This window comes from Arthrobacter sp. Z1-15, from assembly GCF_054792395.1.
Genome location: NZ_CP096454.1, coordinates 2388162 through 2408864, shown reverse-complemented (window position 1 = coordinate 2408864; position 20703 = coordinate 2388162). Strand labels below are relative to the sequence as shown.

Below are 20703 nucleotides of genomic sequence, written 5' to 3'. Positions count from 1 at the left end.
AAGTGAGCCTGCGCGTCCTGGGTGTCGACCCGGGCCTGACCCGGTGCGGTCTGGGAGTGGTGGACGTCGAACGCAACCGCCGCGCCACCCTGGTGGCTGTGGGCGTGGTCGGCACCGAGGCGGGAACCGCCCTGGACGGCAGGCTGCTTGTCATCTCCAACGCCATTGACCTGTGGCTGGACACGCATAAACCGGATGTCCTTGCCGTGGAGCGCGTCTTCAGCCAGCTCAATGTCAGCACGGTGATGGGCACTGCCCAGGCCTCCGGCGTTGTCATCGCCGCCGCCGCGCGGCGGGGCATTCCCGTGGCGCTGCACACTCCCACCGAGGTCAAGGCCGCGGTCACCGGGTCCGGCGGAGCCAATAAGGACGCGGTGGGAAAAATGGTCACCAAGATCCTGCGCCTGGACGAGGCTCCCAAACCCGCCGATGCCGCAGACGCGCTGGCACTGGCCATCACCCACGCCTGGCGGCGCTCAGTTGCCGGCCCCGGGCAGACGACGGCGGGCTCCGCCTCCGGCGCCCGCGCGGTGCGCAGGCCCCCGACGGCCGGACTGACCCCTGCACAGCGGCTGTGGGCCGAGGCCGAGGCCCGTGCCCGGCGCTGACCCCGGGACCGGCCTTCGGAACCGCCGGTTGGGCCGCGGCAGCGCGCCGGAACCGGGCAACCGCCGCAGCACACAGTAGGGTATTCGTAGATATGTTCTACACAGCCTCTGGAGTTTCGTCATGATCGCATCCCTGCGCGGGACAGTAACGCACGTTGGCCTGCATTCGGCAGTGATCGATGTGAACGGCCTGGGAATGCTGGTGCAGGCCACGCCGCAGACGCTGGGTTCCCTGCACCCGGGCCGCGAAGCGGTGATCCAGACCGCCATGATTGTCCGCGAGGACTCGATGACCCTGTACGGCTTCACCGACGCCGACCAGCGGGAAGTCTTCGAGACGCTGCTGAGCGTCAGCGGGGTGGGTCCCCGCATTGCCCTGGCCGTCCTTGCCGTCCACACCCCCGAAGCCATCCGGGTGGCGGCCTCCTCCGGTGATGACAAGGCCTTCAGCAAGGTCTCGGGAATCGGCCCCAAGGGAGCCCGCAGGATCGTGCTGGAGCTGGCCGACAAACTGGTGCCGCTGGGCACTGCGGATGCCCCCGGCGCAGCACGCTGGCAGGACCAGGTCCTGGCTGCGATGACCGGCCTGGGCTGGACGGAAAAGGACGCCACCGCGGCCATCGACGCCGCCGTTGCCGAAGCCCCCGATGTGGCGGCCGCCGGCAACGTGGGCGAAATCCTGAAGCTGACCCTCCGCCGCCTGGGCACCGACGGTGCACGGGCACGGGCTCCCCGCCAGCAGGTGGGCTGAGGTGCCGGCACTGCCCGGAGACGGACTGGTTGCCCCCACCGGGGACCCCGATGACAAAGCCATCGAGGCAGCCCTGCGGCCGAAGAACCTCGACGACTTTGTGGGTCAGAAACGGGTGCGTGAGCAGTTGTCGCTGGTGCTGGAAGCCTCGCGGCTCCGGGGCCGCAGCGCCGACCACGTGCTGCTTTCGGGCCCTCCCGGACTGGGCAAGACCACCCTGTCGATGATTATCGCTGCCGAAATGAACGCACCGCTGCGCATTTCATCCGGGCCGGCGATCCAGCATGCCGGCGACCTGGCCGCGATCCTTTCTTCACTCACCGAGGGGGAGGTGCTGTTCCTCGACGAAATCCACCGCATGTCCCGGCCCGCGGAGGAAATGCTCTACATGGCCATGGAAGACTTCCGGGTGGACATCATCGTGGGCAAGGGGGCCGGCGCCACGGCCATCCCGCTGGACCTGCCGCCCTTCACCCTGGTGGGAGCCACCACGCGGGCCGGCCTGCTGCCTGGTCCGCTGCGCGACCGCTTCGGCTTCACCGGGCATCTGGAGTTCTATTCCACCGGAGAACTGGAACTTGTGCTGCGGCGCTCCGCAATGCTGATGGACATGAAGGTCAATTCCGCCGGGTTTGCCGAAGTCGCGGGACGCTCCCGCGGAACTCCCCGCATCGCCAACCGGCTGCTGCGCCGGGTCCGCGACTGGGCGCTGGTGCACGGCGTGGACCAGATTGACGCGCGCACCGCTTCAGCCGCCCTGGACATGTACGAGGTTGATTCCCGCGGCCTGGACCGGCTGGACCGTTCCGTGCTGCGGGCCCTGGTCACCAAGTTCAACGGCGGGCCGGTTGGCCTGTCCACCCTTGCCATCGCCGTCGGCGAAGAGCCTGAAACCGTGGAAACCGTTGCCGAACCGTACCTGGTCCGCGAAGGCCTGCTGGGCCGGACCCCGCGCGGACGCGTTGCCACGCGTGCCGCGTGGGAGCATCTGGGCCTGCAGATGCCCGACAACGTTGCCGCCGGCCTTCCGGAGAACATGTTTTCCGGTCCCGGCACCAACACGTCCTCCGCGGACACCTCCTCCGGCGACTGAGCTTAGAACGACGGAGCCTAGAACGACGGAGCCTAGAACGACGGAGCCTAGTCCGGACGGACTTGAGGGCGCCGCCGGCGGGAGGGAGAATTAGCAGGGAAGGTACGGGAAAAGTACAGCATCTTCTGCAACTTTTCCGCCGCGGCGAACGTTTTACCTTTAGACTGGTCATTCGTTGGGCGGGCTTCTGCGCCCGTTGCACCAACGGATCACTGTTGCACCAGCGGATCACGGCGGCGCCGAAGCAGGCGCCTGCCGTTCCGGAGACACCTGCACATCAATTTCCAACAGAAACGGAACCACTCTGTGTTCTTAAACGTCATGGCCCAAACCACCTCGGAACAGGCCCCCGGCGGCTTCTCGTTCTCTAGCCTCCTCCTGCCGATCCTGCTGGCGCTGTTCATCTTCATGATGTTCCGCAAGCAGAAGAAGACGCAGAAGACGGTCCAGGAGCAGCGGACCCAGATGGTTCCCGGAACCGAAGTCATGACCCAGTTCGGTCTGTTCGGAACGATCCTGTCGATCAACAACGAAGAAAACAAGGCCGTCCTGGAGCTTTCGCCCGGGAACACCGCCACCGTTCACCTGCAGGCGCTGACCAAGGTCGTTACCACGGAACCCGCCGCTGACGAAGAGGCCCCGGTTGTTCCGGACGACGCCTCCTCGATTACCTCCGCCGACCGCAGTGACGACGCCGCACGCGCCGCCGATACCGCACCCGCCGGCGATGACCTGCGCCGCGACGAGTCAGTGGCCCGCGCCGAGGAGACTCCCGAGGAAACACTTGATCGCCTGAACCGCGAAAACAAGAAAGAGAACTAGACTCTCCACGGGCCTGCGGAGGGAGACTCTCCGCAGGCTGGCCGGGGTCGACTACGCCCCCGGTGTCTCACCCCTGTAAGGACTATCCTCTATGCCTCGTACCGGCCCCGGCTCGGCCGCAAGAAAGACGCTCCTCTGGTTGGGCGTCATTTTTGCTGCTCTGGCCCTTTTGCTCGGCGGCGGCTCCATGTGGAGCAACGCCAGCTGGACCCCCAAACTTGCCCTGGACCTCGAGGGCGGAACAGAAATGATCCTCGCCCCGCAGGTGCAGGGCGGCGCTGAGATCACCCAGGAACAGCTGGACCAGGCCGTGGAAATCATCCGCCAGCGCGTGGACGGCAGCGGAGTCTCCGAAGCCGAGATCACCACCCAGTCCGGGCGCAACGTCGTGGTTTCGCTTCCCGGCGTTCCGTCGGCGGAAACCCGCGAACTGATCCAGGCCTCGGCCGCGATGGAGTTCCGTCCGGTCCTGACCGTGGGTGCAGCGTCCCCTGCGGAGCAGCCGGTCCCCGACGAGCAGCTTCCGGCCCCCGCCGCCGAGCCTGCCAACGCCTCCGACGACAACTGGATCACCCCGGAGCTGTACCGCGAGTTCGAGAGCACCGACTGCCTGGACCCGGCCACGCTTGAGGCCTCGGTGGAATCCGCACCGGCGGACCAGCCGATGATTGCCTGCGAGCCCTCGGCCGGCGCCAAGTACATCCTCGGGCCGGTCGAAGTGCCCGGAACCAATATCGACACCGCCACCTTCGGCCTGTCCCAGAGCGGACAGGGCGCCTCCATCAACGAATGGGGCGTGAACATCAAGTTCAACAGCGAAGGCACCGAGGTCTTCCGGGACGTCACCGAGCGTCTCTTCGCCTTCCAGCAGGGGGACCCGCACAACCAGTTCGCCATTGTGCTGGACGGACAGGTCATCTCCGCTCCCACCGTGCAGGGCGTCATCACCGACGGCGAGCCCCGCATCACCGGGCAGTTCACGCAGGAATCCGCAAAGGCCCTGTCAGAGCAGCTGAAGTACGGGGCACTGCCGATCAGCTTCGACATCCAGAGCGAACAGCAGGTGTCCGCAACGCTGGGCACCGACCAGCTCCGGATGGGCGTCATTGCCGGCCTGATCGGCCTGGCACTGGTGGCGGTCTACTCGCTGTTCCAGTACCGCGCCCTCGGATTTGTCACCATCATCTCGCTGGTGGTCGCAGGCGTACTGACCTACCTGGCCATCTGCCTGCTGGGCTGGTCGCAGAACTACCGGCTCTCCCTGGCCGGCGTTGCCGGTTTGATCGTCGCCATCGGCCAGACCGCCGACTCCTTCATCGTTTACTTCGAACGAATACGCGATGAGCTGCGCGACGGCCGCGGCTTGGTTGCCGCCGTGGACAACGGCTGGAAGCGCGCCAAGCGCACCGTCCTGGCCTCCAAGGCAGTCAACGTGCTGGCCGCCGTCGTGCTCTACTTCGTTGCCGTCGGCAACGTGCGCGGCTTCGCCTTCACGCTGGGCCTGACCGCGCTTGCCGACCTCATTGTGGTGTTCATGTTCACGCATCCCACCATGGTGCTGCTGGCGAGGACAAAGTTCTTCGGCGAGGGCCACAAGTGGTCCGGCCTGGATACGACCCGGCTGGGTGCGGTGCCGCTGTACCGCGGCGCCGGACGCATCCGCGAACCCGGTGAGGCACCGGTGCGGGCCAAGAACAAGGCTGCCACCAGGGAAGCAGAGCGACGCATGACCATTGCCGAACGCCGCCAGGCCGAAAAGCAGGAATCACTGGCCGGCTCCGGCCGCAGCACAGAGAAGGAGGGCTAGGAATGAGCAAGCTGCCCAGATTTGCCACGTTCGGCAACGAGCTTTACACCGGCAAGCGCTCCTACCCGTTTGTGCCCAAGGCCAAACTCTGGTTCCTGATCGCCGCCGTCGCCGTCCTCCTCTCCATCCTGATCCCCGTGGTCAAGGGCGGCTTCAACCTCGGCATCGATTTCCGCGGCGGTTCCGAGTTCACCGTTTCCGGCGCAGCCAACACTGAGGTCAGCACCGGCGAGGAGGCAGTGGGGGAGATCGCCAGCGAAGCGCGCATCATCAACATTGCCCCCGGCACCATGCGCGTGCAGACCGAGCAGCTCAGCGATGACCAGACGCTGGAGGTCAAGAACAACCTGGCCGAGGCCTACGGAGTCGAAGAGGAGCAGGTTACCTCCACGTTCATCGGCCCCCGCTGGGGCGAGGACGTCAGCCGGCAGGCACTGATCGGCCTGGTGGTCTTCGTGGCCCTGGCCGCTGTGCTTATGGCACTGTACTTCCGGACCTGGAAAATGTCCGTTGCCGCGATCACCGCGCTGCTTGTGGTCATGGTGACCACCGCCGGCCTGTATTCGCTCAGCGGATTCGAAGTCACGCCGTCGGCCATTATCGGGTTCCTCACGGTGCTCAGCTACTCGCTGTATGACACGGTGGTGGTTTTCGACAAGGTGCGGGAAAACACCAAGAACCTGGACAAGAGCACCAAGCGCACGTTCATGGAGCAGGTGAACCTGGCCGTGAACCAGACCCTGGTCCGGTCCATCAACACCTCGGTGGTCGCGGTTCTGCCGGTTGCCTCCGTGCTGTTCATCGGTGCCTTCCTGCTGGGAGCAGGCACGCTGAAGGACCTGTCCCTCGCGCTGTTCGTCGGCATCATTCTCGGCACCGTGGCCACCGTCTTCATTGCGGCTCCGATGTACGCCTGGCTGCGCCGCAACGAGCCGGAGATTGTCCGGCAGGCCAAGCGCGTGAAGGAACGCCGGGCACAGGAAGCCAAGGAAGCCGGTGCCGCGGCCGGCGCCGGAACTCCCTCGGGAGCAACGGCGGTTTCCGCCGGAAGCTGATTAGCAACCGGCATCAGGGCCCGGAACAATCGGTTCCGCAGGCCGGCCTGCACGGGGTTCGCCCTGACGCGGGCCGGGCTGCGGAACCGGTGGTTTAACCGTCGACCGGCACGGGCATAGACTTGAACGGAAGACCGGTTCGCCGGGCGCCCGTTCACGTGCGTGAACGGAAGCGTTTAGGGTGGACAAGGTCGAACACGTCACAGAGAGGGCAGCAGTGGGCGAGAGCGCGACACCGGCCGACAAGGCCGGCGCAGGAAGGGCCCCGGGAATACCTGCCGCGGCAGCCCCCGGAGCTCCGGTTCCCGCTGCGCCCCGGCCGGGCCGGACCGCCAAAACGGCGCGCCAGCCCCAACCGGGAAAGGCCGTGGAGAAGGCCCCGGACGCTGCCGCACCCCCCGTCGTCGTCCCTGCCGGAGATCGGAGTGCCCGTCCGGCCGCTGGCCGACGCACCTCCACGCGGGCGCGGCTGGCGCGGCTGGCCGGCCGCAGCAGCCCCGGCTACTCGCCCATGCTCGAGCCGCTGCTTCGCACTGTCCGCGTCAACAATCCCAAAGAGGACCTGGACCTTATCCAGCGTGCCTATCTGGTAGCCGAACGCAGCCACGACGGGCAGAAGCGCAAGAGCGGCGATCCCTACATCACGCACCCGGTGGCCGTCGCCACCATCCTTGCCGAGCTTGGCATGACCGGAACCACCCTTGCCGCCGCGCTGCTGCACGACACGGTGGAAGACACCAGCTACACCCTCGATGAGCTGCGGCGTGAATTCGGCCCCGAAGTGGCAATGCTCGTGGACGGCGTTACCAAGCTGGACAAGGTGACGTTCGGCGACGCGGCGCAGTCCGAAACAGTGCGCAAAATGGTTGTGGCCATGGCCAAGGACATCCGCGTCCTGGTCATCAAGCTCGCCGACAGGCTGCACAACGCCCGCACCTGGCGTTTTGTCTCGCAGGAGTCCTCGGCCCGCAAGGCGCGCGAGACCCTGGAGATTTTCGCCCCGCTCGCCCACCGCCTCGGCATGAACACCATTAAGTGGGAGCTGGAGGATCTCTCCTTTGCGGCGCTGCATCCGAAGGTGTACGACGAGATCGTCCGCATGGTTGGCGACCGCACTCCCGAACGCGAGAAGTATCTCTCCACCGTCCGGACGCAGATCGCCGATGACCTGCACGCGGTGAAGATCAAGGCCACCATCACCGGCCGCCCCAAGCACTACTACTCCATCTACCAGAAGATGATTGTCCGGGGCAAAGACTTCGACGACATCCACGACCTGATGGGCGTGCGCGTCCTGGTGGACTCGGTCCGCGACTGCTACGCAACGCTCGGCGCCCTTCATGCGCGCTGGAACCCCCTTCCGGGGCGGTTCAAGGACTACATCGCGATGCCGAAGTTCAACATGTACCAGTCGCTGCACACCACGGTGATCGGCCCGGGCGGCAAGCCGGTGGAAATCCAGATCCGCACGCATGACATGCACCGCCGGGCAGAATACGGCGTGGCTGCTCACTGGAAGTACAAGGACGGCTCCAAGACACCGGCCGGCTCGGAAAACAATGACATGGGCTGGCTGCGGTCGCTGGTTGACTGGCAGCAGGAAACATCGGATCCGGACGAGTTCCTGGATTCGCTGCGCTTTGAGATCAATGCCCGCGAAGTCTTCGTCTTCACTCCCAAGGGTGAGGTCATGGCGCTTCCGGCAGGGTCGACCCCGGTGGACTTTGCCTATGCCGTCCACACCGAAGTGGGCCACCGCACCATCGGCGCCCGCGTCAACGGAAAGCTGGTGCCGCTGAACAGCGAGCTCGAGCACGGTGACTGGGTTGAAATCTTCACCTCCAAGGCGGAAGGCGCCGGGCCGAGCCAGGACTGGCAGGGCTTCGTCAAGAGCCCGCGCGCCCGGAACAAGATCCGCCAGTGGTTCACCAAGGAACGCCGCGAAGAGGCCATCGACAAGGGCAAGGATCTCCTGACCCGCGGCATGCGGAAGCAGAACCTGCCGCTCCAGCGCCTGATGACCCACGACGCCCTTGTGGCGGTGGCCCAGGAGCTGCACCACCAGGACATTTCGGCGCTTTACGCAGCGGTCGGCGACGGGCACACCTCGGCGCAGAACGTGATCGAGCACCTGGTGTCGCTCATGGGCGGACACCAGGGCGCTGAAGAGGACCTGGCGGAAACGCCGGTTTCAACGGCCGCCCGCCGGCCCAAGTTCTCCGATTCGGGCGTCACGGTGCGCGGGGTGGGCGATGTCTGGGTCAAGCTGGCCCGCTGCTGCACCCCGGTCCCGCCGGATCCCATCATCGGCTTTGTCACCCGCGGCTCCGGCGTCTCAGTGCACCGCAGCGACTGCCGCAACGTCTCGGAACTGCGGGACCAGCCGGACCGCATTGTCCCGGTTGACTGGGCCCCGACACAGTCCTCGGTTTTCCTGGTGGAAATCCAGGTGGAGGCACTGGACCGCAAGAGCCTGCTTTCGGACGTCACACGGGTGCTTTCGGAGAACCATGTGAACATCCTTTCGGCCAGCGTCAACACCTCCAGCGACCGGGTCGCCATGTCCAAGTTCGTGTTCGAGATGGGCGATCCCAAGTACCTGGACCACATCCTGAGCGCCGTGCGGAAGATCGACGGCGTGTTTGACGTGTACCGCACCACCGGATCTCAGCGCCGGGTCTGACCGGCACCGGCTGCCGCGAGCAGCAGGGCGGCATCGATCCGCTGCAGGGCCGTCGATTTTCCCGGCAGCCGGCTGGCCGACTCCGGCTTGCTGCGGACAAACCCGAGCGGGCAGCGCAGTACCGGATCCGCCGCGATGGCCAGCAGCGCGCGGACTGCGGGCCCCTCCGGGCAGTGCCGGGCTATGTCCGTTGCTGTCCGCAGGGGAGTGGTCACGGTAACACCGGCGATCTCCATGCCCTCCGCCGGGTCCAGCTGCACCTCGTGCAGGACAGCGGTGCTGAAGGGCGGCAGCGCGGTGGTCCGGCGGCCGTGGTCGATCAGCAGCTGCAGCTGCCGCGGCGCCGGCGCACAGCTGCAGCTGCCGCGGCGCCGGCGCACAGCCGTAGATCCAGGCGGCGGTTAGCCGCCCCAGCATGGTCCGCTCCACCAGCCGCTCCGTCAGGCAGTTTCCCGCCGCCAGGGCCCGGCAGACCGGATCGGGTTCAATGTCCCACCGGACATACGTTTCGGCGTACACCCTTTTCAGCAGCCCGTCGGCGGCCATGGCCTGCAGCTCGACGCCGGAGAAATCCCCTCCCGCCGAAAAAATTGCGCCGCCGGTCGAAGTGACTGTCGGCAGCACACCGGGATAGGGGAACAGTGTTGCCGCCATGGATCAAGCGTGGCCCGGCCCCGGGCAAAACAAAAGGCCCTGCCGGCCCGTTGTGGAAAACGGGGCGGGCAGGGCCTCTGCTGTGCCGGTGCTAGGAGAAGTCCTGAGCGGATTTCTGCAGCATGGCCAGCCACTGCTGGCGCGCTTCGAGGGCTTCGCGGGCGTCCGCGATCTTCTTGGCGTTGCCGGCCTTCTCGGCCGCGGCCAGATCTTCCTCGAGGGAAGCGATGGTCGCTTCGAGCTGGCTCAGGGCACTGTTGGTGCGTGCCTTGGTTTCCGGGTTGCTCTTCTGCCAGTGCTCGTCCTCGGCCGCCTTGACGGCTTCCTCCACCTTGCGGATACCGGCTTCCATGCGACCCATGTCCGCACGGGGAACCTTGCCGGCTTCCTCCCAGCGGTCACGGATGGAGTTCAGCGCCTTGCGGGCTGCGGCAAGGTCACGGACGGGAAGGATGCCCTGCGCTTCCTTCAGCAGTTCCTCCTTGACCGTCAGGTTGGCGGCGAACTCTTCGTCGATGACCTCGTTGGCGGCCTGGCGGGCGGCAAAGAACGTGTCCTGGGCGGCGCGGAAACGCGCCCACAGGGCGTCATCATCCTTGCGGCTGGCACGCTTGGAGGCCTTCCACTCATCCATCAGCTGACGGTACTCGGCAGCGGTGTTGCCCCAGTCGGTGGACGTGGCCAGTTCTTCGGCACGCACGATGAGCGCTTCCTTGGCCCGCTTGGCCGCCGTATTCTCGCTGTCCAGCTGGGAGAAGTAGGCGCGGCGGTGGCGGTCAAAGACGGTGCGGGCGGAACGGAACCGCTTCCACAGGCTGTCTTCGTTGCTGCGGCCCAGGCGCGGCCCGTTCTTCTGCGCCGCCTTCCAGGCCTCGAACAGCTCGTTCATCCGGTTGCTGCTGGTCTTCCACTGAATGGTGGCGGGATCCTTGGCAGCGATTTCCTCGGCCTCGGCCACAATCGCTTCACGTGCGGCAAGCTCGCGGGCCTTGACGGCTTCAGCTTCGGCGCGCTCTGCGGCCTCGGCTTCCTTGATGCTCGTCCGCAGTGCTTCGATCTGCGCATCGAGGGCCAGCACATCCCCGACCATCTTGCGCTCGGCCACCTGCTCGCCGAGGTGCTTCAGGGTCTTGAGCATGTCCGTGGTGGGCGCCTTGGCCTGTACCCGGGCTTCCAGCAGCGCAAGCTGGCTGGCGACGTCGTCGTACTTGCGCACGAAATAGGCCAGGGCCTCGTCGCGGCTGGCGTCCGGATACTGGCCAACCGGGAATTCCTCCCCGTTGACGACGAGGAAAACGTGGCCGTCCTCCTCGACCCGGGCAAAGCGGGCAGCTTCCTCAAGCGATGTCGAATGCACCGGCGGAGCCGCAACTACGGGCTTGGGTGCTGCCTGTGCCGGGCTGCCGGCTGCAGGTGCCGGACGCCGGGCAGCGAAAGCCGCCGGGCTGGGCGCTGCGGGCCGTTGCGTGTCGGGAGCCTCCGGGACGGGCCTGGAAACTGTTTCGTCGGATTTCTGACTGTCTGTCACCGCTAAAAGTCTTTCACTCGAGGTTTGGCAGTGTGCGAGCCCGCGCTGCCATTTACTTCAGGGTAAACGAGTCTATCGTCACCGGGGTTTTCGGCTGGCCGTCCTGGCTTTCTGCACCGTCTTTCACAGCTCCCTGCGCGGCGACCGCTTCCAGAACATCCAGCCCTGAGGTTAGCTTACCCATGATCGTGTAGCCGCCCGCATCCTGCGGAAGAATCGAGTCCTTGTAAACAAGGAAGAACTGTGTGCCGTGGCTGTCCGTGGTATCCGCCCGCGCCACCGCCACCGTCCCGGCCGGATAGACGCCGTCGGACGGCGTGTTTTCAACCGGGCCCCACTGGTAGGCGGGGTCTCCGGCGCCGTCGCCCTTCTGCGAACCGCACTGCAGGATGCCCATGGTCTCCGCCGTGGTCAGGCGGTGGCAGGTTTTCCCGGCAAAGAACCCGGAATCGGCCAGTGACTTAAACACTGCCGCCGCCTGCGGGGCCGCGCTGCCGTCGAGCTCAACCCCGAGGTCCCCGGCGCTGGTGGCCAGCGTTCCGGAAAAGACGCGTCCTTCGGCGAGCGACTTGTCCGGGACCGGACCCGGCGTTACTCCGGACTCGGCAGCGGGCCGGTCCGCGGGGTCGGCGGAAGACTCCGCGGCGGACGCCTGCCGTTCGATGAGCCGGGTCTCCTCGGGGGTCGGATTGGAGGAGAACCACGCAACCTGGAGTGCCAGGGCAAGGGCGAGAACCAGGGCGGCTGCGGCACCGGCGAAGAGGTTGTCCCGTGCCCGGCGTTTGGCCTGGGCCTGCGCCAGGTCACGCCGGGCTTTGATCCTGGCGATGCGCCGGCGTGTTTCGCGGTCTTGGCGGGTCGCGGCCACGGATTCTCCTGTCGGAACGTACGGACTGTCGGATCATACGGACTGGCGCATCATACTTACGGACACCGGCGGACACCGGCGGACACCGGCGGACACCGGCGGACACCGGCGGGCGCGGAGGCGCCGGCACGGCGGCACAGCGGCGGCGGTGCGCCCGGTTCGCCAAGGCGAACGCGGAAGACCTAAAATGAGTGCCGCACTTAGTTTAGGCACGCCGGCAGGCGATTTCCCTGCAGCAGACTGCCCACATCCTTAGAAGGAGCTCGCCCGCATGGCACGCAAGGCCTCACTGTCCGGTTTCCCCGAATGGCTACCGCAGGAGCGCCTTGTCGAACTCCACGTCCTGGACGTCCTGCGGCGCACCTTTGAACTGCACGGCTTTACCAACATTGAAACGCGTGCCGTGGAAACCGTGGGACAGCTGCTGCGCAAGGGCGAAATCGACAAGGAAGTTTACGCACTGAGCCGGCTGCAGGCCGAAGAAGGGGAGGGCTCCGCCAAGGAGGACCCGAACCAGCTGGCGCTGCACTTCGACCTCACCGTTCCCTTTGCCCGGTACGTAGTGGAGAACGCCGGGCACCTGGCCTTCCCCTTCCGCCGCTACCAGATCCAGAAGGTATGGCGCGGCGAACGGCCGCAGGAAGGCCGGGCCCGCGAGTTCACCCAGGCGGACATCGACGTCGTCGGCGACGGCGACCTGCCGTTCAGGTACGACGTCGAACTGGCGCTGGTGATTGCCGAAGCCCTCGGCGCGCTGCCCATCCCGGACTTCACCATCCGCGTCAACAACCGCAAGCTGGCCGAGGGGTTCTACCGGGGCATTGGCCTGCAGGACACCGCCGGCGTGCTGCGTAGCATCGACAAGCTGGAAAAGATCGGTGCCGCCCGGGTATCGGAGCTGCTGCAGGAGGAACTGGGCGCGACAGCCGAGCAGGCTGACGCTGCCCTGAAGCTGGCTGCCATCCGTACCGGGGACATGTCCTTCGTGGAGCAGGTCAGGGCACTGGGCGTGTCCAACGACCTGCTGGAAGAAGGCCTGGACGAGCTGTCCCAGGTCATCGCCGAGGCCGTGAAGCGGGCTCCGGGCCGCGTTGTGGCGGACTTGAGCATCGCCCGCGGCCTGGATTACTACACCGGCACCGTGTACGAAACAGTGCTGGTGGGCCACGAATCGCTCGGATCGATCTGCTCCGGCGGGCGCTACGATTCCCTGGCGTCCAAGGGCAGCCGGACCTTCCCCGGCGTCGGGCTTTCCATCGGCGTGACCCGCCTGGTCATGCGCATCCTGAGCCAGAACTTTGCCGAAGCCAGCCGCAGCGTGCCCACGGCCGTCCTGGTGGCCCTGGCCAATGACGATTCCTGGTCTGCGGCCCAGGACATCGCAGGAGAACTGCGGGGCCGCGGGATTTCCGTGGAAGTTGCCGCTAAGGCCGAGAAGTTCGGCAAGCAGATCAAGTATGCGGACCGGCGCGGCATTCCGTTTGTCTGGTTCACCGGCGAAGACGGCAGCCACGAAGTGAAGGACATCCGCTCCGGAAACCAGGTCCCGGCCGATCCGCAGACGTGGACGCCGCCGGCCGAAGACCTTCTTCCTCAGGTCACCGCGGTGGAGGCAGCTCCCTCGGCGTAACCCTCCGTGGGGAGTCATATCCGCGGAACGCGATGGCCGCCTGGACCCGGGACTGCACGCCCAGTTTCGCCAGGACCCGGGACACGTGGGTCTTGACGGTGGTCTCGGCTATGGCCAGGCGGCGGGCGATCTGCTGGTTGGACAGACCCTCGCCCAGGCACGCCAGGACAGCCTCTTCGCGTGCCGTCAGCGCCTCGGCCGGCAGGACGGCGGAATCGCCGGACGCCCCCGGGTGCCCGGCGCCCGCCGGGGCAGCGGCACTCCGGGCTTCCCGGTCTGCGGGACCCGCGCCGTCGACATAGGCGGCGATCAGCGTTCCCGTCACTTCGGGCGAGAGGACGCTGTCGCCGTCGGCCACGGAGCGCACCGCCCGCACCAGTTCGCCCGGCTCCGCTGATTTCAGCAGGAAACCGGCAGCGCCGGCCCGCAGCGCACCGAACACGTAGTCGTCGAGGTCGAAGGTGGTCAGGACCAGTACGGCTGAAAGGGACTCGGTGACGATCCGTGCGGTCGCGGTGATCCCGTCGGTTCCCGGCATCCGGATATCCATGAGTGTCACGTCCGGCCGCAGTGCGCGGGCCATTGACACGGCCGTGCCGCCGTCCGCGGCTTCTCCCACAATGTGGAAGCCGCCCACCGTTTCCAGGATCATACGCAGACCGGTTCGGATGGCGGCGTGATCGTCAGCCAGCAGGATCCGCAGCGGTGCGTTCGGCGGCGGGCCTGAGGGGCCCGTGGGATCGGATGACGGGGTCACTGGTGTCCTTCCGAGGGCAGGCGGACCTGCACCTGCCAGATTGCGGCGGTACCGGCGGGACCGGCAGTCCGGCCGGCATGAAATGTTCCCGAGAGCTGCGCGGTCCGCAGTGCCATGTTCCGCAGGCCCGTGCCGTTGCCGGCCCTGGCCGCGGTTCCGGCGGGGTCCGCACCGGAAAGGCCGGCGCCGGCGCCGGGCGCTTCGGCGGGCAGGCTGTTGCTGACGGTCAGCAGTATTTCCCCGGCTCTTTGCTGCACTGCAACGTGCACCGGTTCGCCCGGCGCGTGCTTGACGGCGTTGGTCAGGGACTCCTGCACGATCCGAAAAATGCTGCTCTGCACAAGAACCGGAAGCTCCGGCCCGGCGTCTACCGCCAGGGTCGCGGGGTTGCCCGCCAGCCGCGCGGATTCGGTCAGCGTCTGCAGCTGCTCCAGTCCGCCCGCCATCGGCATCCGTTCTGCGGACCCGGCTGCGAACTCGGGAGCGGTGCCTCCGGCCGACGGTGCGCTGCCGCGGGATTCCAGGAGGTCGATCATGGCGCGCATCTCCTGGAGCGCGTGCACGCTTTCGCTGCGCACCTGCGCCAGCACCTGCCGGTCCAGCTCCCGGTCTTCGGCAGCAAGGGCGGCAGCGGACTGCAGCGCCACGGCGGACAGCCGGCCGGCGATCGCGTCGTGGAGTTCGCGGGCCATCGCAGCGCGTTCGGAGGCCAACGCCACCTGCAGGAACAGCTCGGCCATTTCCGCCGCGCGTTCCGCGTTCAGGCGTTCGGTATCGGCACGGATCCTTTCCTGCTCGGCGCGGTCGGCCTGCCGGCGCAGCGTCCCGGCCCACCACAGCGGGATGAGGCAGATGGCGGCCGCCTGGACAACACCGAAAAGGACAAAGGACCAGTCCCGGTACACTGCGCTGGTCCCGGCGATCAGGACGGCAGCCATGGCCAGGGAAGCCTTTTCCAGTGCACGGCTGAGCCGGGGAGAGCCGAACAGGATCCCCGAATAGAAGAACTCGAAGATCAGCAGGTAGTTGATCAGCCCTGAACCGGTCAGCACGCCCGCAACGATTGCGCTGCCGGTGACAGCCAGCATGAGGGGCACATGGCGGCGCCGAAACAGGGTTCCGGCGCAGCCGACCAGCAGGATGACAACCCAGAGCTGGCCGGGTGCCTGAACCACCGGGGGAAACAGGTCGGCGGAGTTTACGCCGGCAGCCTTGAGCAGGAGCCCCGCCGCGAAATAGGCGGCGGCAGTGGCAACCCCGGTGGGCCAGATTCCGCTGCCCCAGGAATCAAGGGCGCCGGAGGCCGGGCCTGCGCCGCCGGCCTGACCGGTAGCTGCCGCCGGACCCTTGGCGGTGTCAGGCGACGGGGGAGGCAGCATGAACCCAGCGTAGCGACCGTTCCGGGAGCCCGCACCGCAGCCGGCCCTCCGTCCTCCCAAAGGATGAGCCGCCTGCTCCGGGATGGGGGGTGGGGGATGGAGGGATGGGGATGGGGGATGGGGGATGGGGGATGGGGATGAGGGTTCAGGGATGAGCCCGCACCTCCGCCGGGTTTCCGTCCTCAGCAGTCCCCGGGGATCATCTAGGCTTAAAAACATGTCGACTTCCCCCGCCGCCGCCCTGCCCTGCGCCGAACTCCACCTGCACATTGAAGGAACCCTGGAACCGGAGCTCATCTTCGAGCTGGCCGCTCGCAACGGCATCACCCTGCCCTATGCGGACCTCGCCGAGCTGCGGGCCAGGTACGAGTTCACGGACCTTCAGTCCTTCCTGGACCTGTACTACGCCAACATGGAAGTGCTGCGGACCGAGGCCGACTTTGCCGACATGACCCGCGCCTACCTGCGCCGGGCTGCCGCGGCAGGGGTGCGGCACGTGGAAATGATGGTTGACCCGCAGGCGCACCTGCTCCGCGGTGTTCCCCTTTCCACGTGCATCAACGGCGTTGCCGGCGCGCTGGCGGGCAGTCTGGAGGAATTCGGTGTTTCCTCGGAACTGATCGCCGCGTTCCTGCGGGACCGTCCGGTGGAGGAAGCCGAAGATGTGCTCCGGCAGCTCCTGGCGCTGAATGCACCCATCGTCGGAATCGGACTGGATTCGGCGGAACTGGGTAACCCGCCGGAGGGCTTCATCGAGCTGTACCGGATGGCCCGGGAAGCGGGCCTGAAGTGCGTGGCCCACGCCGGGGAAGAAGGACCCTCACATTACATTGAGCAGGCTCTGGACCTGCTGCTGGTGGACCGGATAGACCATGGTGTCCGCTGCCTGGATGATTCCGAGCTCGTGGACCGGCTGGTGCGGGACCGTATTCCCCTGACCATCTGCCCGTTTTCCAACGTCCGGCTGCGTTCGGTGGACACCCTCGCCGATCATCCGCTGCCGCAGATGCTGGCCCGCGGGCTCAACGTATCGGTGAATTCGGATGACCCGGCCTACTTCGGCGGCTACGTTGACGACAACTTCCAGCTGCTGCAGTCCACCTTTGACCTGTCCGTGGACCAGCTTCAGGAACTGGCGGTCAATTCCGTGGAGGCGTCCTTCGCCCCGCCGGCCCGCCGCGCGGAACTGCTGGATGAGATCAGCTCCTGGCGGAGCGCACAGGACAAGGCGCGTTCCTAGCTCCCCGTGCGGCTGCGGCGCACCGTCAGCCGCACCACGAGCCCGAACGCCAGGATGATCAGCATGGGCAGGATGGCCGGCGGCGGCAGGCTCAGCGCCGTCACCAGTGCGCCGGCCAGGCCGGCCAGGTTTACGGCCCGGGGCGTGTACCAGCGGCGCTGTTCCAGGGCGTAGCCGCACAGGTTGGTGATGGCGGCATGCAGGAGCAGGCCAAAGCAGGCCAGGCCCAGCAGAGTTGTCAGCGACGTGGTCAGTACCAGGACGACGACGGCGGTGCCTGCCGCGGCGGCAGCCGGCCAGGGCACCTGCCGGGGACCTCCGGTGCGGCCGAAGACCCGGGGAAGGTCGCCGTCGCCCGCCATGGCCTCGGCTGTCCGGGCAGTTCCTTCAACCAGCACGCATGCGCCCGACAGGGCCGCTGCCCCGGCGGCGATCGCCACCGCTCCCGTGCCGATGCCCAGCCCCACCGCAGCCACCGGTTCGCGCAGCGGAGCGGGGGCCAGGGCCAGGGCTCCGGGCCCGGGCCCGGAGAACCAGGCAAGCAGCGACTGCCCCACCAGGATGTACAGGCCCAGGGCGAGAAGGACAGCGGCCGGAAGCACGCGGGGAATGAGACGGTCCGGCTCCCGGACCCGGAAGCCCATGGCGGCCAGCCGGGCGTATCCGGCAAACGCGAAGTAGGCGAATCCCGCCCCCTGCAGCAGTCCCGCCGTCGGCGTCGTATCCTCGAGGACACCGGGCTGCGGAGGCTGCCCGCCCGCTTCGTTGAACGCGACCACAACCCCGAATCCCAGTACCCCAAGGACGAAGGCCAAGATGAAACGGATCACCCAGGTGCCGCGCTGCAGGCCGAAGAGGTTCAGGGCAGTGGCCGCGGCCGCGGCGCCAACGGCCGCCGCCCGGGCATGCTCCGGCACTGTGTAGAGACCAAAGGCCAGGGCGAGCACCGCAGCCGCCGGCACCAGCGCACACAGCAGCGTCCATCCGGTGAAGAAGCCCATGTAAGGTCCCAGGAGGACCCGTGCGGCCGAACGGGTGGTGCCGCCTTCGTTGCGGTGCCCCGAGTTGCGCAGTCCGGCGCTCAGCAGGAACGTTGACGCCGCCGAGCAGTAGGCAACCAGCGCCGCCAGGGCCAGTGCGGCCGGGAGGGCGAAGCCCGCCGCCTGCGCAACCGGCGGCAGGACGATGAAGATGCCGCCCCCGACCATGCAGCCAACTCCCACGGTCACCGCGTCAAAACCGCCGAGCGGCTGTTTGCCTGAGGAGCTCCCGGACACGCGTCCCTCCGATCGGTCGGGCGGGGCGGTGCCTGCGCAGCCTGCGGCTGCCCGGCGGTGCCCTTGGCTGGGAAAGGATGTGAACACCGGTAAACTCATGAAGAGACCTTGTATTCACAATGAGCGGGAACAGTGTTTTCCGCAAGCAATCTTGAAAGGACTGCTGTGCTGCGCACTCATGCCCTTGGTTCCCTGAGGGCCGAGCATATTGGACAGACCGTCACTCTCGCTGGCTGGGTGGCCCGACGCCGGGACCACGGAGGGGTTGCCTTCCTGGACCTCCGCGATGCATCCGGATTCGCCCAGGTGGTCGTTCGCGAAGAGGACGTCTTCCACAGCCTGCGCAATGAATACGTCCTGCAGATCACCGGCACCGTGCAGAAGCGCCCCGAGGGCAACGAAAACCCCTCGCTGGCCACCGGTGAGGTGGAAGTGATCGCGGACAAGGTTGTTGTCCTGAACACTTCCGACCCGCTGCCGTTCCAGATTGACGAGCACGTTGAAGTGGGCGAGGAAGCCCGCCTGAAGCACCGCTACCTCGATCTGCGCCGCCCGGCGCCGTCCCGGAACATGCGCCTGCGCTCCGAGGCCAACCGCATTGCGCGCAACCTGCTGCATGACGAAGGCTTCGTTGAGATCGAAACCCCCACGCTGACCCGTTCCACACCCGAGGGTGCCCGCGACTTCGTGGTTCCCGCACGTCTTGCCCCGGGTTCCTGGTACGCGCTGCCGCAGTCCCCGCAGCTGTTCAAGCAGCTCCTGCAGGTGGGCGGCTTCGAGAAGTACTACCAGATTGCCCGCTGCTACCGCGATGAAGATTTCCGCGCGGACCGCCAGCCGGAGTTCACCCAGCTGGACATCGAGGCCAGCTTCGTCGAGGAAGACGACATCATCGCCCTCGGCGAGCAGATCGTGACCTCGCTCTGGAAGCTGATCGACGTCGAGATCCCGACGCCGATCCAGCGCATGACCTATGCCGACGCCATGGCGCGCTTCGGTTCCGACAAGCCGGACCTGCGGTTCGGCTTGGAGCTGACCGAGCTGACGGACTTCTTCAAGGACACCACGTTCCGCGTCTTCCAGGCCCCCTACGTGGGTGCCGTGGTCATGCCCAGCGGCGCCTCGCAGCCCCGCCGCACCCTGGACGCCTGGCAGGAATGGGCCAAGCAGCGCGGCGCCCGAGGCCTGGCCTACGTGCTCGTCCAGGAGGACGGCACGCTGACCGGACCCGTGGCCAAGAACCTGACCGACTTCGAGCGGGAGAACCTCGCGGAAAAGGTGGGCGCCAAGCCCGGCGACTGCATCTTCTTCGCCGCCGGCGAGACCACCACCGCCCGTGCGCTGCTCGGCGCCGCACGTGTTGAGATCGGCCACCGCACCGGCCTGATCGACCCGAACGACTGGGCCTTCGTCTGGGTTGTCGACGCACCCATGTTCGAGCCGGCCTCCGAGGCCGTTGCAGCCGGTGACGTTGCCGTGGGCGGCGGCGCCTGGACCGCTGTCCACCACGCCTTCACGTCGCCCAAGCCGGAATTCATGGACACGTTCGACACCGACCCGGGATCCGCTCTGGCCTACGCGTACGACATTGTCTGCAACGGCAACGAAATTGGCGGCGGTTCCATCCGTATCCACCAGCGCGACGTGCAGGAACGTGTCTTCAAGGTCATGGGCCTCTCGCAGGAGGACGCGCAGGAGAAGTTCGGCTTCCTGCTCGAAGGCTTCAAGTACGGTGCTCCGCCCCACGGCGGCATCGCCTTCGGCTGGGACCGCGTGGTGGCCCTGCTGGCCGGCACCGAGTCCATCCGCGACGTCATTGCCTTCCCGAAGACCGGCAACGGCTATGACCCGCTGACGGCCGCTCCGGCTCCGATCACCGCCCAGCAGCGCAAGGAAGCCGGTGTCGACTTCAGGCCTGAGGCCAAGAAGCCCGAGCCGAAGAAGGATGACTCCGCGAAGGACGACGCCTAGTTTTTTCGGAAGATTCATAAACGATGAAAGTGCCCGGCCGCTGATGCGGCCGGGCACTTTTGTTTCTGGCGGGTACGTTTATTTTTGATGAAATGTGCCGGCCGATGAAATGTGCTGACAGTTTGCTTAACCCGCGGCGGGCGCCGTAACGGGGGACGGCAAATGGTAGACAACAAGCCAGTAATCCCCGTCCGGTCCGTCTACGGTGATGGACGCCGGATTTTCACCCGGCATGATGACATGTTCGAAACCCATCAGCATCGGGACATTGCAGTGGTCACTGCCGACGGTGGAAAGGTGGTCCGACTCATCGTCCAGAACCTCGATGTCGTAGGCCCCCGGCTGGTTGCAGGTGAGATAAGAGGTGAAGCTGGTCCCCGGTTCCATAGCGGGCAGCTCGAAGGTGCCGGTTCCGCTGCCGGATTCCTCCAGCACGACGCTAGCGTTGGCGGGACGCCACTGCGGCTGCTGCTGAAAGAAAGTTTCCACGCTCACGGGATTGTCCGCCCGGAACAGAGCCTGCACAGCTGAATCATCCGGTGTCTGGGCGGCATTCGGCGAGGCCTCTGTGCCGGGTGCC

At 66.8% G+C, this 20703-nt stretch carries 17 protein-coding genes; 10 read left to right on the top strand and 7 right to left on the bottom strand.

Going from position 1 to position 20703, the window contains the following annotated elements; all coding sequences use genetic code 11:
- The first annotated feature begins 2 nt into the window (after positions 1 to 2).
- The 7 genes from ruvC (at position 3) to M1D40_RS10965 (ending at position 8819) form a co-directional block, all read left to right on the top strand.
- Positions 3 to 608: a crossover junction endodeoxyribonuclease RuvC gene (gene ruvC / locus M1D40_RS10995; RefSeq protein ID WP_341394949.1), complete on the top strand. Its 606-nt coding sequence runs from the start codon at positions 3 to 5 to the stop codon at positions 606 to 608.
- Positions 609 to 729: 121 nt separating this feature from the next.
- A complete protein-coding gene (gene ruvA, locus M1D40_RS10990; protein WP_461168846.1) occupies positions 730 to 1359 on the top strand; it encodes a Holliday junction branch migration protein RuvA in 630 nt (209 codons plus the stop codon).
- A 10-nt stretch (positions 1360 to 1369) separates the two neighbouring features.
- Positions 1370 to 2452 (top strand): Holliday junction branch migration DNA helicase RuvB, encoded by a 1083-nt coding sequence (ruvB, locus tag M1D40_RS10985; RefSeq protein WP_461171052.1) that lies wholly within the window; start codon positions 1370 to 1372, stop codon positions 2450 to 2452.
- A gap of 321 nt (positions 2453 to 2773) precedes the next feature.
- Positions 2774 to 3274 (top strand): preprotein translocase subunit YajC, encoded by a 501-nt coding sequence (gene yajC / locus M1D40_RS10980; RefSeq protein ID WP_461171051.1) that lies wholly within the window; start codon positions 2774 to 2776, stop codon positions 3272 to 3274.
- Between the two features lie 91 nt (positions 3275 to 3365).
- The gene (secD, locus tag M1D40_RS10975) at positions 3366 to 5081 is read left to right on the top strand and encodes a protein translocase subunit SecD (protein WP_341394951.1); all 1716 of its coding nucleotides are present in this window, start codon (positions 3366 to 3368) and stop codon (positions 5079 to 5081) included.
- A 2-nt stretch (positions 5082 to 5083) separates the two neighbouring features.
- Positions 5084 to 6136: a protein translocase subunit SecF gene (secF, locus tag M1D40_RS10970; protein ID WP_461168845.1), complete on the top strand. Its 1053-nt coding sequence runs from the start codon at positions 5084 to 5086 to the stop codon at positions 6134 to 6136.
- Between the two features lie 511 nt (positions 6137 to 6647).
- Entirely contained in the window at positions 6648 to 8819 is a 2172-nt protein-coding gene (locus tag M1D40_RS10965) for a RelA/SpoT family protein (RefSeq protein WP_341395095.1), read from the top strand.
- Here the strand turns inward: M1D40_RS10965 and M1D40_RS10960 are convergent.
- From M1D40_RS10960 to M1D40_RS10950, 3 genes are all read right to left on the bottom strand, one after another.
- Positions 8804 to 9199, bottom strand: a complete 396-nt coding sequence (locus M1D40_RS10960) for a hypothetical protein (RefSeq protein WP_461168844.1) — start codon at positions 9197 to 9199, stop codon at positions 8804 to 8806. The genes M1D40_RS10965 and M1D40_RS10960 overlap by 16 nt on opposite strands.
- 365 nt (positions 9200 to 9564) lie before the next feature.
- Positions 9565 to 11001 (bottom strand): DUF349 domain-containing protein, encoded by a 1437-nt coding sequence (locus tag M1D40_RS10955; protein WP_341394953.1) that lies wholly within the window; start codon positions 10999 to 11001, stop codon positions 9565 to 9567.
- Positions 11002 to 11053: 52 nt separating this feature from the next.
- Positions 11054 to 11869 carry a peptidylprolyl isomerase gene (locus M1D40_RS10950; protein WP_341394954.1) on the bottom strand — a complete coding sequence of 272 codons (816 nt, stop codon included), beginning with the start codon at positions 11867 to 11869 and terminating at the stop codon, positions 11054 to 11056.
- A gap of 271 nt (positions 11870 to 12140) precedes the next feature.
- Here M1D40_RS10950 and hisS point away from each other — a divergent pair, with 271 nt between their 5' ends.
- Entirely contained in the window at positions 12141 to 13499 is a 1359-nt protein-coding gene (gene hisS / locus M1D40_RS10945; protein ID WP_341394955.1) for a histidine--tRNA ligase, read from the top strand.
- Here hisS and M1D40_RS10940 read toward each other — a convergent pair.
- Both M1D40_RS10940 and M1D40_RS10935 read right to left on the bottom strand, forming a co-directional pair.
- On the bottom strand, positions 13468 to 14151 hold the full coding sequence (locus M1D40_RS10940; RefSeq protein WP_461171050.1) for a LuxR C-terminal-related transcriptional regulator: 684 nt from the start codon (positions 14149 to 14151) through the stop codon (positions 13468 to 13470). The genes hisS and M1D40_RS10940 overlap by 32 nt on opposite strands.
- Before the next feature lie 101 nt (positions 14152 to 14252).
- Positions 14253 to 15635 (bottom strand): sensor histidine kinase, encoded by a 1383-nt coding sequence (locus M1D40_RS10935; RefSeq protein WP_461168843.1) that lies wholly within the window; start codon positions 15633 to 15635, stop codon positions 14253 to 14255.
- Positions 15636 to 15852: 217 nt separating this feature from the next.
- Here M1D40_RS10935 and M1D40_RS10930 point away from each other — a divergent pair, with 217 nt between their 5' ends.
- On the top strand, positions 15853 to 16875 hold the full coding sequence (locus M1D40_RS10930; protein WP_461168842.1) for an adenosine deaminase: 1023 nt from the start codon (positions 15853 to 15855) through the stop codon (positions 16873 to 16875).
- On the opposite strand, the gene M1D40_RS10925 is transcribed toward M1D40_RS10930, so the two are convergent.
- Positions 16872 to 18152: an amino acid permease gene (locus M1D40_RS10925; protein ID WP_461168841.1), complete on the bottom strand. Its 1281-nt coding sequence runs from the start codon at positions 18150 to 18152 to the stop codon at positions 16872 to 16874. The two genes, M1D40_RS10930 and M1D40_RS10925, sit on opposite strands and share 4 nt — an antisense overlap.
- 165 nt (positions 18153 to 18317) lie before the next feature.
- Between M1D40_RS10925 and aspS the strand changes: the two genes are divergently transcribed.
- Positions 18318 to 20123: an aspartate--tRNA ligase gene (gene aspS / locus M1D40_RS10920; RefSeq protein ID WP_461168840.1), complete on the top strand. Its 1806-nt coding sequence runs from the start codon at positions 18318 to 18320 to the stop codon at positions 20121 to 20123.
- A gap of 126 nt (positions 20124 to 20249) precedes the next feature.
- Here the strand turns inward: aspS and M1D40_RS10915 are convergent, their stop codons facing one another.
- On the bottom strand, positions 20250 to 20618 hold the full coding sequence (locus tag M1D40_RS10915; RefSeq protein ID WP_341394961.1) for a hypothetical protein: 369 nt from the start codon (positions 20616 to 20618) through the stop codon (positions 20250 to 20252).
- Positions 20619 to 20703: the final 85 nt, after the last annotated feature.

What these genes read in the sequence shown, in the direction of transcription:
- ruvA (WP_461168846.1), top strand. Translation starts at nt 730, where the DNA reads ATGATCGCATCCCTGCGCGGGACAGTAACGCACGTTGGCCTGCATTCG.
- secF (WP_461168845.1), top strand. Translation starts at nt 5,084, where the DNA reads ATGAGCAAGCTGCCCAGATTTGCCACGTTCGGCAACGAGCTTTACACC.
- hisS (WP_341394955.1), top strand. Translation starts at nt 12,141, where the DNA reads ATGGCACGCAAGGCCTCACTGTCCGGTTTCCCCGAATGGCTACCGCAG.
- M1D40_RS10965 (WP_341395095.1), top strand. Translation starts at nt 6,648, where the DNA reads ATGCTCGAGCCGCTGCTTCGCACTGTCCGCGTCAACAATCCCAAAGAG.
- M1D40_RS10940 (WP_461171050.1), bottom strand. Translation starts at nt 14,151, where the DNA reads ATGATCCTGGAAACGGTGGGCGGCTTCCACATTGTGGGAGAAGCCGCG.
- M1D40_RS10930 (WP_461168842.1), top strand. Translation starts at nt 15,853, where the DNA reads ATGTCGACTTCCCCCGCCGCCGCCCTGCCCTGCGCCGAACTCCACCTG.
- secD (WP_341394951.1), top strand. Translation starts at nt 3,366, where the DNA reads ATGCCTCGTACCGGCCCCGGCTCGGCCGCAAGAAAGACGCTCCTCTGG.
- M1D40_RS10935 (WP_461168843.1), bottom strand. Translation starts at nt 15,635, where the DNA reads ATGCTGCCTCCCCCGTCGCCTGACACCGCCAAGGGTCCGGCGGCAGCT.
- yajC (WP_461171051.1), top strand. Translation starts at nt 2,774, where the DNA reads ATGGCCCAAACCACCTCGGAACAGGCCCCCGGCGGCTTCTCGTTCTCT.